Source organism: Alphaproteobacteria bacterium PA2 (assembly GCA_002256425.1).
Lineage (GTDB): Bacteria > Pseudomonadota > Alphaproteobacteria > Caulobacterales > Caulobacteraceae > Phenylobacterium.
Map to the genome: position 1 here is coordinate 3,457,260 of NKIZ01000001.1, position 13,977 is coordinate 3,471,236.

General features: G+C 63.8%; 14 protein-coding genes. 2 read left to right on the forward strand and 12 right to left on the reverse strand.

Annotation, left to right across the window (positions count from 1 at the left end):
* Position 1 precedes the first annotated feature (1 nt).
* Entirely contained in the window at positions 2-835 is an 834-nt protein-coding gene (locus tag CFE28_16570) for a hydrolase Nlp/P60 (protein ID OYU71460.1), read from the reverse strand.
* Entirely contained in the window at positions 832-2,211 is a 1,380-nt protein-coding gene (locus CFE28_16575; GenBank protein OYU71461.1) for an aminopeptidase, read from the reverse strand. The genes CFE28_16570 and CFE28_16575 overlap by 4 nt, the downstream gene beginning before the upstream one ends.
* Positions 2,212-2,292: 81 nt before the next feature.
* Here CFE28_16575 and CFE28_16580 point away from each other — a divergent pair, with 81 nt between their 5' ends.
* Together CFE28_16580 and CFE28_16585 are read left to right on the forward strand one after the other, a co-directional pair.
* Positions 2,293-3,150 (forward strand): pilus assembly protein TadD, encoded by an 858-nt coding sequence (locus CFE28_16580; GenBank protein OYU71462.1) that lies wholly within the window; start codon positions 2,293-2,295, stop codon positions 3,148-3,150.
* A gap of 10 nt (positions 3,151-3,160) precedes the next feature.
* Positions 3,161-4,045 carry a phosphotransferase gene (locus CFE28_16585; protein ID OYU71463.1) on the forward strand — a complete coding sequence of 295 codons (885 nt, stop codon included), beginning with the start codon at positions 3,161-3,163 and terminating at the stop codon, positions 4,043-4,045.
* A gap of 9 nt (positions 4,046-4,054) precedes the next feature.
* On the opposite strand, the gene CFE28_16590 is transcribed toward CFE28_16585, so the two are convergent.
* From CFE28_16590 to CFE28_16635, 10 genes are all read right to left on the reverse strand, one after another.
* A complete protein-coding gene (locus CFE28_16590; GenBank protein OYU71464.1) occupies positions 4,055-5,056 on the reverse strand; it encodes a type II secretion system protein in 1,002 nt (333 codons plus the stop codon).
* A gap of 9 nt (positions 5,057-5,065) precedes the next feature.
* Positions 5,066-6,052 (reverse strand): secretion protein F, encoded by a 987-nt coding sequence (locus CFE28_16595; GenBank protein ID OYU71465.1) that lies wholly within the window; start codon positions 6,050-6,052, stop codon positions 5,066-5,068.
* 6 nt (positions 6,053-6,058) lie between these two features.
* Positions 6,059-7,603, reverse strand: a complete 1,545-nt coding sequence (locus CFE28_16600) for a protein kinase (protein OYU71466.1) — start codon at positions 7,601-7,603, stop codon at positions 6,059-6,061.
* A complete protein-coding gene (locus CFE28_16605) occupies positions 7,604-9,046 on the reverse strand; it encodes a pilus assembly protein CpaE (GenBank protein OYU71467.1) in 1,443 nt (480 codons plus the stop codon). It abuts the gene before it with no gap.
* A 10-nt stretch (positions 9,047-9,056) separates the two neighbouring features.
* Positions 9,057-9,740 carry a pilus assembly protein CpaD gene (locus CFE28_16610; GenBank protein ID OYU71468.1) on the reverse strand — a complete coding sequence of 228 codons (684 nt, stop codon included), beginning with the start codon at positions 9,738-9,740 and terminating at the stop codon, positions 9,057-9,059.
* Positions 9,737-11,338, reverse strand: coding sequence for a pilus assembly protein CpaC (locus CFE28_16615; GenBank protein ID OYU71469.1), 1,602 nt, complete (start codon positions 11,336-11,338; stop codon positions 9,737-9,739). The genes CFE28_16610 and CFE28_16615 overlap by 4 nt, the downstream gene beginning before the upstream one ends.
* Entirely contained in the window at positions 11,335-12,228 is an 894-nt protein-coding gene (gene cpaB / locus CFE28_16620) for a Flp pilus assembly protein CpaB (protein OYU71470.1), read from the reverse strand. The genes CFE28_16615 and cpaB overlap by 4 nt, the downstream gene beginning before the upstream one ends.
* A 142-nt stretch (positions 12,229-12,370) precedes the next feature.
* Positions 12,371-12,889 (reverse strand): pilus assembly protein CpaA, encoded by a 519-nt coding sequence (locus tag CFE28_16625; protein ID OYU71776.1) that lies wholly within the window; start codon positions 12,887-12,889, stop codon positions 12,371-12,373.
* A gap of 135 nt (positions 12,890-13,024) precedes the next feature.
* Entirely contained in the window at positions 13,025-13,189 is a 165-nt protein-coding gene (locus CFE28_16630; protein OYU71471.1) for a Flp family type IVb pilin, read from the reverse strand.
* A 469-nt stretch (positions 13,190-13,658) separates the two neighbouring features.
* A complete protein-coding gene (locus CFE28_16635) occupies positions 13,659-13,823 on the reverse strand; it encodes a Flp family type IVb pilin (GenBank protein OYU71472.1) in 165 nt (54 codons plus the stop codon).
* Positions 13,824-13,977: the final 154 nt, after the last annotated feature.

Below are 13,977 nucleotides of genomic sequence, written 5' to 3' on the forward strand. Positions count from 1 at the left end.
CTTAAAGTCGCCGGTAGCCCACAGGTTCGCCTGTCGGCCCGGCGGCGATCCGGCCGATTGCGGCCTCCAGGGGCTCCATCGCCGTCGCCATGTGGTGGGCGTTGGCGTGAAGAAGCGTCGTCTGGTCGACCATCATGCCCACATGTCCTCGCCAGAAGACCAGGTCCCCGCGCCGAAGGTCCTTGAACCCGATGGCCCGCCCACAGGCGAGCTGCTGGTCAGTGTCCCTGGGCAGGGCGACGCCGCAGGCGAGCCAGGCCTGCTGGACCAGGCCGGAACAATCCAGACCAGAGGTTGATCGTCCTCCCCACAGATAACCGGCGCCCAGGACCTTCAGGGCCTCGGCCACAGGGTCAGATCGGGTGATCCCCACCGGCGTCAGGTGCTCCTCGACGATCCAGCCCGCGCCTTCTGCGAAACAGAACCGACCCTCTGTCCTGGTGACGCAGACCAGACTGTTCAGGGAAAATGGTCCGCTGGCCCGGGTCTTGATGTCCGGCCCGGCAAACCCGAATGTGTGGGGGACACTGATCCAGTGGGTCGGAGCAGGACCCGCCGCCTTGAGCGCCGCCCTGGGCGCATAGCCCACATAGCCGTCTCGCCTCCCCTGCCCCAGGACGAAGTCACCACAGTCACTCAGCACATCGAAGACCTCGCCAAACAGCAGCTGGGTCTGCTGCTCGGCCATGGGATCGGGCCGGTCAAATACCGGGGCATGCGGCAGGCAGGCCTGCATGGGCTGGGTGTCCGCAAAGGATTCAGCCGGGATCAGACCCTGCAGGGCCCGGGCGGCCAGGCCATCCCGCATCAGGGTCAAGCGTCGATCGGACGTCATGGGAAGCGCTTGCGAAGCAGGCTGTAGAGACCGCGAATGGCCTGGGCCTCGGCGCCTGAGGACCAACCGGGACGGTTGCGCGGGTTCCAGGCGAAGATGTCGAAGTGGGCCCAGGCTGTGGTCGGGGCGAACTTCTGCAGGAAGAGGGCCGCAGTGACTGAGCCAGCCTGGGCCCAGCCGTCAGGGTCGTTCTTGATGTCGGCTATGTCGGAGTCCAGAGCGTCCACATATCCCTTCCAAAGGGGCAGGCGCCAAACCGGGTCATGGGCCTCGATGGCGCAGGCTGCGATGTCCGTCGCCAGGGCTTCATCATCGGTGAAGAAGGGCGGCAGCTGCGGCCCCAGGGCTATGCGGGCGGCGCCGGTCAGGGTGGCCATGTCGAGGGTCAGGACCGGATCGAGCTCGGTGGCCCGGGTCAGGGCGTCGGCCAGGATCAGCCGGCCCTCAGCGTCGGTATTGCCCACTTCAATGGTCAGGCCCTTGCGGGAATTCAGGACATCCCCCGGCCGCATGGCGTCGCCGGAGATCGCATTCTCCACGGCGGGAACCAGAATGCTGAGGCGCACAGGCAGCTTGGCCGCCATGACCATCCGGCCCAGGGCCAGGACATGGGCTGCACCGCCCATATCCTTCTTCATCTGCCGCATGCCGGCCGATGGCTTGATGTCGAGGCCGCCGGTGTCAAAGGTCACGCCCTTGCCCACCAGAACCACGGACGGATTGTCTATCGAGCCCCAGGTGATCTCGATCATTCGTGGGGCGCGGTCAGGTGCTGCGGCGCGGCCTACTGCGTGGACCGCCGGATAGTTCTGCGCCAGCAGGTCATCGCCGACGATCACCGAGATTTCGGCGCCGAAGGCTTCGGCGATCTCCCGGGCGATGGTCTCGATCTGCAGGGGCCCAAGGTCGCTGGCGGGCGTATTGGTCATGTCCCGGGCCAGGGCGCAGGCCCGGACGATCTGGGCCGCCTCGACCACGTCGGAGTCTGGCGTCACGAGCCGCGGCCGATCTCCGCCCTTCTTCCTGTAGCGGTCAAACCGGTAGCCCCCCAGGCCGAACGCCAGGGCGACATCGTTGGGGTTCAGGGATGCCGGGCAGGTCTTGAGCTCATAGTCGCCCGCCGGAAGCTTCGCAGCCAGCCCCCTGAAGACCGTAGGGTCCGCGCCGGCGCCGACGCCGAACAATATGCAATCCACAGCCCCGTCCGCCCCGGGTGACGAGAGGATCTGACCAGCCCTGGCCTTGAACTCATTGGCGGCGGCGAAGCCCTTCAGGAAGTCCGTCGCTGTGGCCAGATACCCGTCCAGGTCGGCCTCGCAGAGGGCATGGACAGGTATGGTCGCCTGGTCGGATGTTTTGAGGATCTGATCGCTCATGGCGACTCCAAGTTATGCTTAACGATTCCTTTAAGGCCTTGGGGTGACCATGTCGCATCATCCGGAGCCACGAGTCAGATCATGTGTCGCATGTCGACCATCACCGCAACCGCGCTTTCGCTGACCCTGGCGATCGCCGGCCCCGTCCTGGCCAACCCCGCCGCAGGGACGGTCGCGCCCCCTGCCGCCAAACCCGACGTCACGGTTGTTCCCATGTTGAAACCCGGGACTCCCGCCGCCGTTCCGACACTCCAGAAGGCAAGCCCGCAGGACCGGGTCATGGCCCAGAGACTTGATCCCCTTGCCCGCGCCGCCTTCTGGGCCAAGGAAATCCAGATCGATGGCCGCGACGCCCAGGCAGGCGTCGGCCTGTCCCAGGCCCTGCGCACCCTCGGGAATTTCGAGGAGGCCCTTGAGGCAGCCCAGCGGGTGCTGGTGGTCGATCCAAGGAATACTGAAGCCCTGCTCGAGGTCGCCCGGTCACAGATCGGTCGCGGCCAGGGTTTCTACGCTATCGACCCGGCGCGGCAGGCCCAGGATCTGGCGCCCGGGGACTGGCGGCCTGCAACCCTGCTGGGGGTGGCCTATGAACAGGCCAGCCGCAACGATGAGGCCCTGGCCGCCCACAAGCAGGCCGTGACCCTGGCGCCGAACAATCCGACCGCCCTGGCGAACTATGCCCTGTTCCTGGCGGGCCAGGGTGACAGCGCCCGGGCAGAGTCCCTGCTCCGCATGGCGGCCTCCAGGCCCGGCGCGGAGATTGCCGTCCGCCAGAACCTGGCCTTGATCCTGGGGCTGGAAGGCCGTCTGGACGAGGCTGAAAAGCTGGCCCGTCAGGACCTGCCCCCCGAAATCGTCGAAAGCAACATGGCCTATCTCCGTAACGCCTCGGCGCCTGGACAGATCCGTTCGTGGGACGCGGTCCGCCAGGGCCAATAGGAATACGGCCTTGGTCGCAGCGTCAAAGACTCCCGACGCGGAGTTCGCTGTCGACGGCGACCTGGTGGCGCGCCTGATCGCCCGTCAGCATGCCGATCTGGCCAAACTGCCCCTGCGCTTTGAAGCTTCAGGGTGGGACAATGTGATGTTCCGCCTGGGCGATGATCTGGCGGTGCGCCTGCCCCGCCGCACCATGGGCGCCCAGTTCATGCAATCAGAGCAGGCCTGGTTGCAGGTCCTGGGCCCCCGACTTCCCCTCCTGACCCCCGCCCCGGTAAGGCTGGGCGTCCCGGACCTGGACTATCCGTGGACCTGGAGCATTGTTCCCTGGATCGAGGGTGAGACTGCTGACCTTGATCCCCCCGATGAGCACCAGGGCGTGGTCCTGGCCGCCTTCTTCAAGGCCCTGCATCAACCGGCCCCGCCGGAAGCGCCACACAACCCCGTGCGCGGCGTCCCCCTGTCGACCCGCCAGGACATGTTCGAAAAGCAGCTGGAATATCTGGGCAGCCGGACGGATCTGATAGACAGCCGCGCCCTGGAGATCTGGCGCGCCGGCGTGTCCGCGCCGACGGACCTGGAAGGCCTGTGGGTGCATGGCGACCCCCACCCCCGGAATGTCATCGTGCGGAACGGAAAGCTGAAGGCCTTCATCGACTGGGGGGACATGACCCGCGGCGATCCGGCCACAGACCTGTCCTCGATCTGGATGCTGCTGGACGCCCCGGCGGCGCGGCAGGCGGCCATGGAGGCCTATGGGGCGTCCGAGGCGACCTGGGCCCGGGCCCGGGGCTGGGCCATGTACTATGTGGTCGTGCTGCTGGCGGCAGGCATTGCCGATGACCCGCGCATGAAGGCCATCGCCGAAAAGACCCTCGCCAGACTGCTCGCCTGAAGGCCCGGCCTATTGCTGAGGCGCCGCGGCCGGAGCGGCCGGCTGCTTCATCATGTCGCCCACGGTGATGATGGCGGGACCCAGGATCACCATGAACAGCACCGGCAGGAAGAACACGATCATGGGCACAGTCAGCTGGGCCGGCAGCTGGGCCGCCTTTTTTTCCGCGGCGGACATCCGCATTTCACGGTTTTCCTTGGACATGACCCGCAGGGCCGAACCCAGGGGCGTGCCATACTTTTCAGCCTGGATCATGGCCATGGTCACCGACCGGATGCCGGGATGGTTGGTCCGGCGCGCCAGACCTTCATAGGCCATGCGGCGCTCAGGCAGATAGGAGAGCTCAGCGGTCAGAAGGGCCAGTTCCTCGGCCAGTTCAATGGATGACGTACCGATTTCCTGGCCCACCTTCGCGATGGCCGCCTCGATGGACATGCCGCTTTCCACGCAGATCAGCAGGAGGTCGAGGCAGTCTGGAAAGGCCTGGACGATGGATGCCCGGCGCTTGCCCGCCACATTGCCGATATAGATGTTCGGGGCGTAGTACCCGGCGCCTGCCGCCAGCATGATGAAGGTGATCTTGTTCATCTGCGGCATGGTCGATCCACCCACCGCAAAGACATAGACGGCCGTGGCGACGGCGAAGACAAACGGCAGGACGAACCGGAAGAAGTAGAAGGTCGAGACCGGTCCCGGGCCCCGGAAGCCAGCCTGGGCCAGCTTGTCGATCACCTGGGGATCTTCCAGCAGGCGATTCAGGTCCAGTCTGTCGACGACCTGCTTGTACAGCCCCTGATCTGTGTGTCGCAGACTGCTGGGTCCGCCGTTGGCCATGGCTTCCCGTGACTTGCGCCTGAGTTCTTCCCGCCGCGATGAAACCGACTTGAGGCGATTGGAGAGGGTCGATTGCTGAAAGAACGGCGTAACAATCGTCACGACCGTCGCAAAGGCGATTGCGGCCACGAAGAAGGAAATGATGTTCTTGGGTTCAACGATTTCAGCGATGGTCATGGGGCGCGCCTAGATCTTGAAGTTGATCATTTTGCGCATCACCAGGATGCCGAAACCCATGATCCCGGCGCCAACCGCCAGCATCATGTGTCCCCGCGGATCATGGAACATTGGCTGCATGTAGGTTGGACTGGCGACGCTGATCAGGAGGATAACGACAGGCGGCAGGGAGCCGATGATGCCAGCCGATGCGACGGCTTCACCTGAAAGCGCGTTGACCTTCTCGCGCATCATCTTGCGGGCCCGGATGACGTTGGAAAGGTTGCCAAGGGCTTCAGCGAGGTTGCCGCCGGTCTTGGACTGGATCGCCAGAACAATGGCGAAGAACCGGACTTCCTGGGTCGGTACGCGGCTGTACATCTTCTCCAGCGCCTGATCGACGCTGATGCCCATGGCCAGGGACTCGGTCATCCGCTTGAACTCCCCGCCCAGGGGTTCGGCGCTCTCATTACCGATGATGCGCAGGCAGTCCTGGACAGGCATGCCTGACTTGATGCCGCGGACGATGATGTCCATGGCGTCGGGAAAGGCGGCCGTGAACTTCTTGGTTCGCATGTCGCCCAGGGTTCCCAGCACCCAGCGGGGCAGGCCAAAGCCGGCGCCGAAGCCGGCGCCGACGGCGATCAGGGGCGACTGCTTCATGACCAGGGCGCCGACGGCGACCATCAGACCGACCACAGCGCTGATGATCCAGTAGATCTTGGGATTATCCGGAAACCCTGCCTGCATCAGGCGCGCCGAGATGGTGACGCTTTCCTTCTTGGCCTGTCGCTCCTGGTCGCGAAGGGCCTTGATGAGCTGGGCGCGTCTCTGTTCGGGGGTCAGGCCTGCCGACTTCAACCCGGCAGTGTCCCGGGCGCGGCTCTTGGCGAAGGACTGGGCGCGCTTGGCGGCCTTGACCGTGCTGGGATCCTGACCGGTAAAGGCGAAGCCGACGCCTGCAATGGCGATAAAGCCCAGAATGGCCGCCAGCACTGAGATGAGGGTGGGATTCACCGCCTCTTACTCCGCTGCATCCAGAGCTTCGGCGAGTTCACGCTCCAGGCCATAATAGCGGGCGCGGTCCCAGAAACGGGGGCGCGCAATCCCGGTGGAGCGATGCCGACCGACCACATTGCCATCATGGTCTTCGCCGGTGATTTCATAGACAAAAAGGTCCTGCGTGATGATCACATCGCCTTCAAGACCGACCACTTCCGTCACGTGGGTGATCCGGCGCGAGCCATCCCGCAGACGCGCCGCCTGGACGATGACGTCCACCGAACCAACAATCATTTCCCGGATGGTTCGCGACGGCAGACCATAACCGCCCATGGTGATCATGGACTCAATACGGCCGATGGCTTCCCGCGGGCTGTTGGCGTGCAGTGTGCCCATGGAGCCGTCGTGGCCCGTATTCATCGCCTGCAACAGGTCGAAGGCCTCCGGGCCGCGGACTTCGCCGACGATGATCCGCTCAGGACGCATCCGCAGACAGTTCTTGACCAGGTCGCGCATGGTGATCGACCCCTGGCCTTCCAGGTTTGGCGGGCGGGTTTCCAGTCGCACCACGTGGGGCTGCTGAAGCTGCAGTTCGGCGGCGTCTTCGCAGGTCACGACCCGTTCGGTGGGATCGATGAAGGCCGTCAGGGTGTTGAGCAGGGTGGTCTTCCCCGAGCCGGTACCGCCGGAGATGATCAGGTTACAGCGGCAGGCGCCGATGACCCCGAGAACCCGCGCCCCTTCCGGGCTGATGGACTTGAAGTCCACCAGGTTCTTCATGGTCAGCTTGTCCTTCTTGAACTTCCGGATGGTCAGGGTCGGACCATCCAGAGCCAGGGGCGGAGCAATCACGTTAACGCGGGAGCCGTCCGGCAGACGGGCGTCGCAGATGGGTGAGCTTTCATCGACCCGTCGGCCGACCTGGCTGACGATCCGCTGACAGATATTCATCAGCTGGGTGTTGTCGCGGAACCGGACGTTGGTCAGCTGGACCTTGCCGTTCACTTCGATGAACACCCGGGCGGCGCCGTTGACCATGATGTCGGCGATGTCGTCCCGGGCCAGCAGGGGCTCGAGCGGACCATAGCCCAGGACGTCATTGATGATGTCCTGGACCAGCATGTCCTGCTCGGACACCGACATCGAGACGTTCTTGATCGCCACAAGTTCGGCGACAATGTCGCGGATCTCGTCGCTGGCGGTCTGGTGGTCCAGTTGCGCAAGCTGGGCGAGGTCAATGGTGTTGATCAGGGCCGTGAAGATCGTTGTCTTGGTGGCGTGATAGTATTCCGACTGTTCAGGGACCGCAGAACCGGGGCCCTGTGCGGCCTTCAGCTGGTCATAACCCATGGTCGGCTTGGGGCCGGCAGCCGCAGGTGCGGGCGCAGGAGCAGCCGCAGGTGCGGGCGCAGGAGCAGCCGCAGGTGCAGGCGCGCCGGCCGGTGCGGCAGGCGCCGCGCCAGCTTCGACGCGCTGGGGCCTGGTCGCAATGGCGGCGCCACCCTGAGCGGGGGCTTCTGCGGGCCTGGCGACCGGCGCTCCAGCTGAGGGACGCTTACCGAACATCTATTTCCGCTTGAAGAGGCTGGAAAGGACCGAGGTCTTTTCAACGGCCGGAGCGTCCCGCCGGGCGATCTGCTGGGCCAGGTGATCAATACCTTCGGCGATCCGCGATTTGGGAGCGATCTCAGAGAGCATCTGTCCGTTGTTCGCTGCCTGACCAAACAGTTTGGGGTCGAAAGGCAGGGACAGGGAGGGGGTCAGACCAAGGGCTTCACCAAAATCCTTGATGCTGATCTCCGGGCGGTTGGGCACGCCCACCTGGTTCAGGACCAGCCGCGGCGGGGCGTCATTGGGGCGGGCGCGCCGGAACAGGTCGACCATGTTCTTGGCGTTTCGAAGGGAGGCGAGGTCCGGCGTGGCCACGATGATCAGGTCGTCGGACTCCAGCAGGACCTTGCGCTTCCAGGTGGTCCAGACGTGAGGCAGGTCAAGGATGACATAGGGGGCCGCGCCACGGATCTTGCGGGTGACCTCATCATAGGCTTCGGCCGTGATCTCATAGTCGCTGTCCAGGCTGGCGGGAGCGGCGAACAGGGAAAGCCGCTCGGTGCAGCGCGCCATCATCCGTTCCATGAGGACGGCGTCCAGGCGATCTGGCTGGGTCAGGGCGTCAGCAATGCCCTGAACAGGATCCTGGTCAAAATCCAGTCCAGCCGTGCCGAAGGGCAGGTCGAGATCGACCAGAACGGCGCCGGTAAACAGGCGTTCCGTGATCGAATGGGCGACATTATGGGCAATGGTCGATGACCCCGAACCGCCCTTGGCGCTGCAGAAGGCGATCTGACGCCCGACAAACGGCGCGGTGGGATCGGCGTAGAGGTTATTGACCGTCCGGGCGATCTGGAGGGGCGTGAAGGGGGGGACCAGATATTCCGAGACCCCACGCTGCATGAGCTCGCGATAGAGGGCGATGTCGTTGGACGCCCCGAGAACGACGACCTTGGTGCCCGGGTCACAGACTTCGGCCAGTTGGTCCAGATAGGAGACCATCTGGTTTGGCGAATCCAGGGATTCGACCATGATGAGGGAAGGCGTAGGCTGGGTCTGATAGACCTGACAGGCCTCCGCAAGACCCCCCATTTTCACAATGACCACCAGGCCGGCCAGGCGACGATCGGAGGCGGCCTTGTGGGCCTGTTCCGCGGTGGTGGGCGATTCACAGAAGATATGGATGGTGATGCGCGGCAGCTGCGAATCCCCGGGCGCACCCTGCGAGAACTCGGTGGGCAGAGGGGCGGCGGCCTGGGCACGCGCCGAAAGATCTATTGCGGTGGAAAGGGCCGGGTCGCGGCCGGGTACTTCCTGCACGGCTTCCGAGGATGCGCCGTACTTTGGCGTCAGGGAAATGGCCAGGGGCGGTTCATCAGGATGCAGGGCCGGGGCAGCGCCCGCAAAGGCGTCGTCCGCTTCAAACTCGAGGTCGATGTCTTGGGAATGCGACGTCATTTGGAAGAACTCACTGGACGGCGTTCGAGAGGGTGCCCTTGGCGTTCTCGTCCTTGGCTGACGAGGTCATCTCACCCTTGCGATAGAGGTCAAGGACAGTGAGACGACGGCCAGCGTCAGCTGGCGTCGAGGCGCGGGGGCGTACGAGATCGCCAGGATTGGCCAGTTGGGCGGAGATATTTGCGCTGACTGCGCACCCGAAATTCGAATTGGGCTCGTTGACCATGGTGTTCGCCAGATTGGTCCAGACCTTGCCGCAGGCCGGTATGTCAGCCTTGTAGTGGGTGTAGGTCATCAAGAGATTAGGATCGGCGAGTCCGCGGGCGTCATATCCGGTGATGACGATCTGGTCCTGCGGGACCCCCTGACGAATAAGGAATGCGCGGGCGCCTTCGGCGGTCCGGAAAGCCGCACCGGCATTGGGTCCGCCATCCGGCGCACGCAGGGTGATGACGCCGCCCTGGTCCACATCCCATTCCGATGCGAACTCCCCAAGGGCGTCTGCCTGGGTTGTTGAGAGGCCCTGGGCATGGACCGCCAGCTGGATTTCGGCGTCCGTCGGATAGGCCCGCGGCTTGTAGGCGTCGAGAACCGTCGCAGGCGCCTCGGCGGTCACCCGCTTGATCGCTGGCGTCGCGCAGGCGCTGAGGCCAACCAGGGCGGTAATGGAAGCAAGAGTTGCCAGGGATTTCATTCGATCACGTACCCATAGGGCCCCTGATAGGTGCGACCCGCGGAGGGTTGCGGCTTGGTCTTGTAGGCTTTGTTGAGTCTGCCCAGCAGTATGGTCGAGGCGTCGTCAGCGATGCGCAGGCCATCGGCTGGGGTCTGGAGTTTGTCCGGGCTCACGGATTGCACAATGTAGGGCGTGACCATGATCACGAGCTCGGTTTCGCCAGACAGGAAGTCCCGGGACCGGAACAGGCTTCCGAGGACGGGAATGGCCCCAACGCCAGGCAGGCCATCCAGGTTCTGCTTTGTGGTCTGGGAAATGAGGCCTGCAATCATCATGGAGCCCCCGGATGGCAGCTCAATGCTGGTTTCAGCGCGGCGGACAGTCAGGGCAGGAATGGTCAGAGCCGTGCCAGAGGTCGGGCTGCCCAGTGTGAAGGCTCCCGTCGTGGTGAGTTCTGAAACCTCCGTCGAGACCTTAAGGGCGATGCGGCCGGAGGACAGGACAACCGGCGTAAAGCCCAGCCCCACCCCGAAAGGTTTGTATTCAATGGAGATTGCGCCCGTGGTGTCCTGACCAACCGGGACAGGATATTCGCCGCCGGCCAGGAACTTGGCGCCTTCACCAGATACGGCCGTCAGGTTGGGTTCTGCCAGGGTGCGGACCATGCCGACCCGTTCAAAGGCCTTGATGGTGGACTCTGCCGAGTTCAGCCCGGGGCTGCCGGATGTGGTCTGGGTCGTTGCGACCCGCGAGGTCCGGGAAACAATCGGGCAGAGTTGGTCAGCCGGGAAGCCGCCGCCGCAGGGCACCATGACCTGAGGCTGAAGTTTGGTGTCCAGCTTGTACCCACCGGTAAGGCCGCCCAGCACTGAGCCGTTCACGGCGAATGTGGCTGCCTGACCCAGCAGGTACTGCGGTTCGCCGAGCTGGTTCAGAACGGCGTTCATGTTGAAGCCCAGCTGCTTGATCACATTGCGCTGCATTTCAACGACACGGACCTTCAGCATGACCTGGTCCTTGCCGGCGATGCTCAGCATGTTGATGACCTGCTCGCCGCCAGCGTCCGCGCCGCCGCCGCCGCCTCCACCGCCACCGCCACCGCCACCGCCGCCAGCGGAGCCCACGGACGCCTTGGCGATCTGCAGGGCCTTGTCGGCGTCGCCCAGGGTGGCCACCTGGCCAGACAGGATCAGGCTGTTGTTGATCGCCTCGACGTGGACCTGGGCGTTGGGGAGGATCCGGTTGATCGTCTGGGCAAGGGACGACACATCGATGTCGACCCGGACATTCAGGGAGAGAACCCGACGACCGGCCGCGTCGAAGAACACGGCGTCAGTGGCGCCGACCTTCTGACCCATGATGAAGATGCGCCTCGGGGTGCGCAGCACGGTGAGGGCTACGCCGGGATTGGTCACCAGGACGTCGCGAACATCCATGGGCAGGTCGATCATCGCCGACTTGCCCTGGGGCAGGGCGAGTGACTGGGAGGATCCACCGGGGGCGGCCAGATCAATGCGGATGGCGCCAGCTGCGGGCTGGGCGATGGCCGCTGGCGCCGGAGGCAGGATCCAGGCGGCGAGGGCCGCCAGGGCGAGAACGAGTTTCGGGGCTCTCATCGGACCACCACTTCTGAGGCTTGGCCGCCGCGATAGACCGTCAGGGTCTGGGGCGGTGGCGGCAGGAGCGACTTGCGGGCGCCGGGGCTCGGACCGCCGCCAATGTCGGTGTAGGCCCGAAGGGCCAGCTGCATTTCGCCCTGCATCTTGCCGCGGGAAATGATGTCGACATCTTCTGCCGGGATTTCGAGAACCGCCACAGCGCCGACCATGGCGGTGGCGCCCTTGTCGGCGAGAGACTTCTGGTCGATCGCCAGGATCCGCACATTGCGCATCAGGGTCTGGGTTTCATAGGACTTACCGTCAGGCCCGGCGCGGCTCTGTATGACATCCACCCGGTCGCCCGGCAGGATGAAGCCACCGACAGATGTTTCGGCGCTGATCGGGATTGAGATCGCCCTCATTCCCGGCGCCACAACGACGGCCATGTAGTTGCTGTCCCCGGCCCGGATGACCTTTGCCGCGGTCAGGGGCTCGCCGATGGCGATGGAGTCCTTCACGATCGCGCCGACAAAGGCCAGCATGGCGTTTTGCGGGGCGATGAGATCCTTGGTGGCCTTTGCCGCCTTGGCGGCCGTCTCTTCAACCGCCGCCTTGATGGATTTGGGCTTGTCGCCGTCAGTCGGCGCCGAGCCGTCGGTAATCAGGGTGGCGTTGAGGGCCTCAAGGGGCCAGGGCTGCCAGCCCAGGTCTTCCTGGGTCAAGCGTGTGCCGACGGGCAGGTTCCGCTTGGCCACAAGAACCTGGGCCATGGGCTTTTCAGGTGGCGGCGGGGCCGCGATGGCGACGGGAGCCGGCGCCTTGGGCGTGGCGAGGCCACGGACCAGGAGGGCCATGACAACCGCTGCAACGAGAGCTAGGCCGAGTATGGCGAGGCGAGCCCGGTTCATGGAGATGCGACCAATTTCCCGCTTTACGGGTTTTTTTCAGCTTATTCTACCTTCTGGAGAATAGACCGGTGCGAGTCCCGACATTTTGTCGTGATCCTCGTTCTGGGGTCGACATGGTTAACGGGTAACTAAAGACCGCCGTCTAAAGGCCCGAAGTGAAGGCCTGCATCAGGGCGGAGGACGGATAGGCGAAGAGGGCCCCCGCCGCGATCGCGACGCCATATGGAACATTCTCGCCGTGGGTGGTGAGACGCTCGAACCAGGGCGGGCCGCCCACGACATAACGGCGCACCCAGAGCGAACGCATGCCCAGCAGGCCAACCGCCAGCAGGCCGCCAGCAACTGCGGTGACCGCCGTAAAGGTGATGAAGCTTGGAAATCCCAGCCAGAAGCCGGCGGCGGCAAACAGTTTTGCGTCTCCGCCGCCAATCCAGCCGAGGCCGAACATGATCACGCCCAGCACCAGGGCGATGACCCCGATGCCGACATTGAGGCCGACAGTCTGGAGGGGCAGGCCGAGGGCAAGGGCCGTAGGGAAGAAGGCGACGAAGGTGCCGAAGGAGATCCAGTTCGGAATTGTATAGCTGGTGACATCCCTGAGGCCCGCCACGATGACCATGGCTGGAAAGACCGAGAGCAGGGCGATCTGCAGGAACTGGATCATGGGTGAACCTTGGAAGTTTGACTTTCAGCCACCGCATTCTGTCGGGCTAGGGTGAATGAAGGATTTAGAACGAAAAAGGGCCGCAGCGCGTGTGCGCTGCGGCCCGATCTCTTTGGACCGAAGTCCAGAGCCTTACGGCATTGCGGCGCCGACCTTGGTGAAGGTCGTGGAGACCTTGCCGGACATGGTCTTCATGACGGCGATCAGGGCAACGGCGATCAGCGACGCGATCAGGCCATATTCAATGGCAGTGGCGCCGGATTCGTCCTTGAGAAAACGCGAAACAAACTGGGTCATACTGTATCTCCTAAAGTTGATGCGGACAGACGGGGAAGGATCAAGCCGTCTGGCCCGCTCGCTCCGAATTCGCAGGGACACTTTCGCCCACCTCGCTTAATTACGAGTAAACAAGACAGTATTGATCAGATTTTTCTTATGGTTTACTGAAATTAATAGTTGAAGTTTGTTAACTACGTCCAGTTTCTCCCGTATTTTCAATGCGTTATCTCAACAAGTAACGCGCACACAAAACGGGGGCCGTTGAATCTTTTTTTGACGTCATGATGGTGTTTGGGATGGCTCGCCCTGCAGCCCGCCCGGGTGGAAGAATGGCGGGGCGGAAGAATGGCAGGGTGGCGCTTCAGCCTGGCGGGCGCCGAGCCGCCTCAACAGGCGCCAATCGGGCCCAAGCCGGTTGCGCGCAACGAAAAAGGGCCGCAGCGCGTGTGCGCTGCGGCCCGAATTCTTTGGACCTAAGTCCAGTGCCTTACGGCATAGCAGCGCCGACCTTGGTGAAGGTCGTGGAGACCTTGCCGGACATGGTCTTCATGACGGCGATCAGGGCCACGGCGATCAGCGACGCGATCAGGCCATATTCAATGGCCGTGGCGCCGGATTCGTCCTTGAGAAAACGCGAAACAAACTGGGTCATACTGTATCTCCTAAAGTTGATGCGGACAGACGGGGAAGGATCAAGCCGTCTGGCCCGCTCGCTCCGAATTCGCAGGGACACTTTCGCCCACCTCGCTTAATTACGAGTAAACAAGACAGTATTGATCAGATTTTTCTTATGGTTTACTGAAATT

Coding starts and splice junctions, on each gene's coding strand:
- CFE28_16580 (OYU71462.1), top strand. CDS start 2,293: ATGTGTCGCATGTCGACCATCACCGCAACCGCGCTTTCGCTGACCCTG.
- CFE28_16615 (OYU71469.1), bottom strand. CDS start 11,338: ATGAGAGCCCCGAAACTCGTTCTCGCCCTGGCGGCCCTCGCCGCCTGG.
- CFE28_16575 (OYU71461.1), bottom strand. CDS start 2,211: ATGAGCGATCAGATCCTCAAAACATCCGACCAGGCGACCATACCTGTC.
- CFE28_16610 (OYU71468.1), bottom strand. CDS start 9,740: ATGAAATCCCTGGCAACTCTTGCTTCCATTACCGCCCTGGTTGGCCTC.
- CFE28_16630 (OYU71471.1), bottom strand. CDS start 13,189: ATGACCCAGTTTGTTTCGCGTTTTCTCAAGGACGAATCCGGCGCCACT.
- CFE28_16635 (OYU71472.1), bottom strand. CDS start 13,823: ATGACCCAGTTTGTTTCGCGTTTTCTCAAGGACGAATCCGGCGCCACG.
- CFE28_16605 (OYU71467.1), bottom strand. CDS start 9,046: ATGACGTCGCATTCCCAAGACATCGACCTCGAGTTTGAAGCGGACGAC.
- CFE28_16600 (OYU71466.1), bottom strand. CDS start 7,603: ATGTTCGGTAAGCGTCCCTCAGCTGGAGCGCCGGTCGCCAGGCCCGCA.
- CFE28_16570 (OYU71460.1), bottom strand. CDS start 835: ATGACGTCCGATCGACGCTTGACCCTGATGCGGGATGGCCTGGCCGCC.
- cpaB (OYU71470.1), bottom strand. CDS start 12,228: ATGAACCGGGCTCGCCTCGCCATACTCGGCCTAGCTCTCGTTGCAGCG.
- CFE28_16590 (OYU71464.1), bottom strand. CDS start 5,056: ATGACCATCGCTGAAATCGTTGAACCCAAGAACATCATTTCCTTCTTC.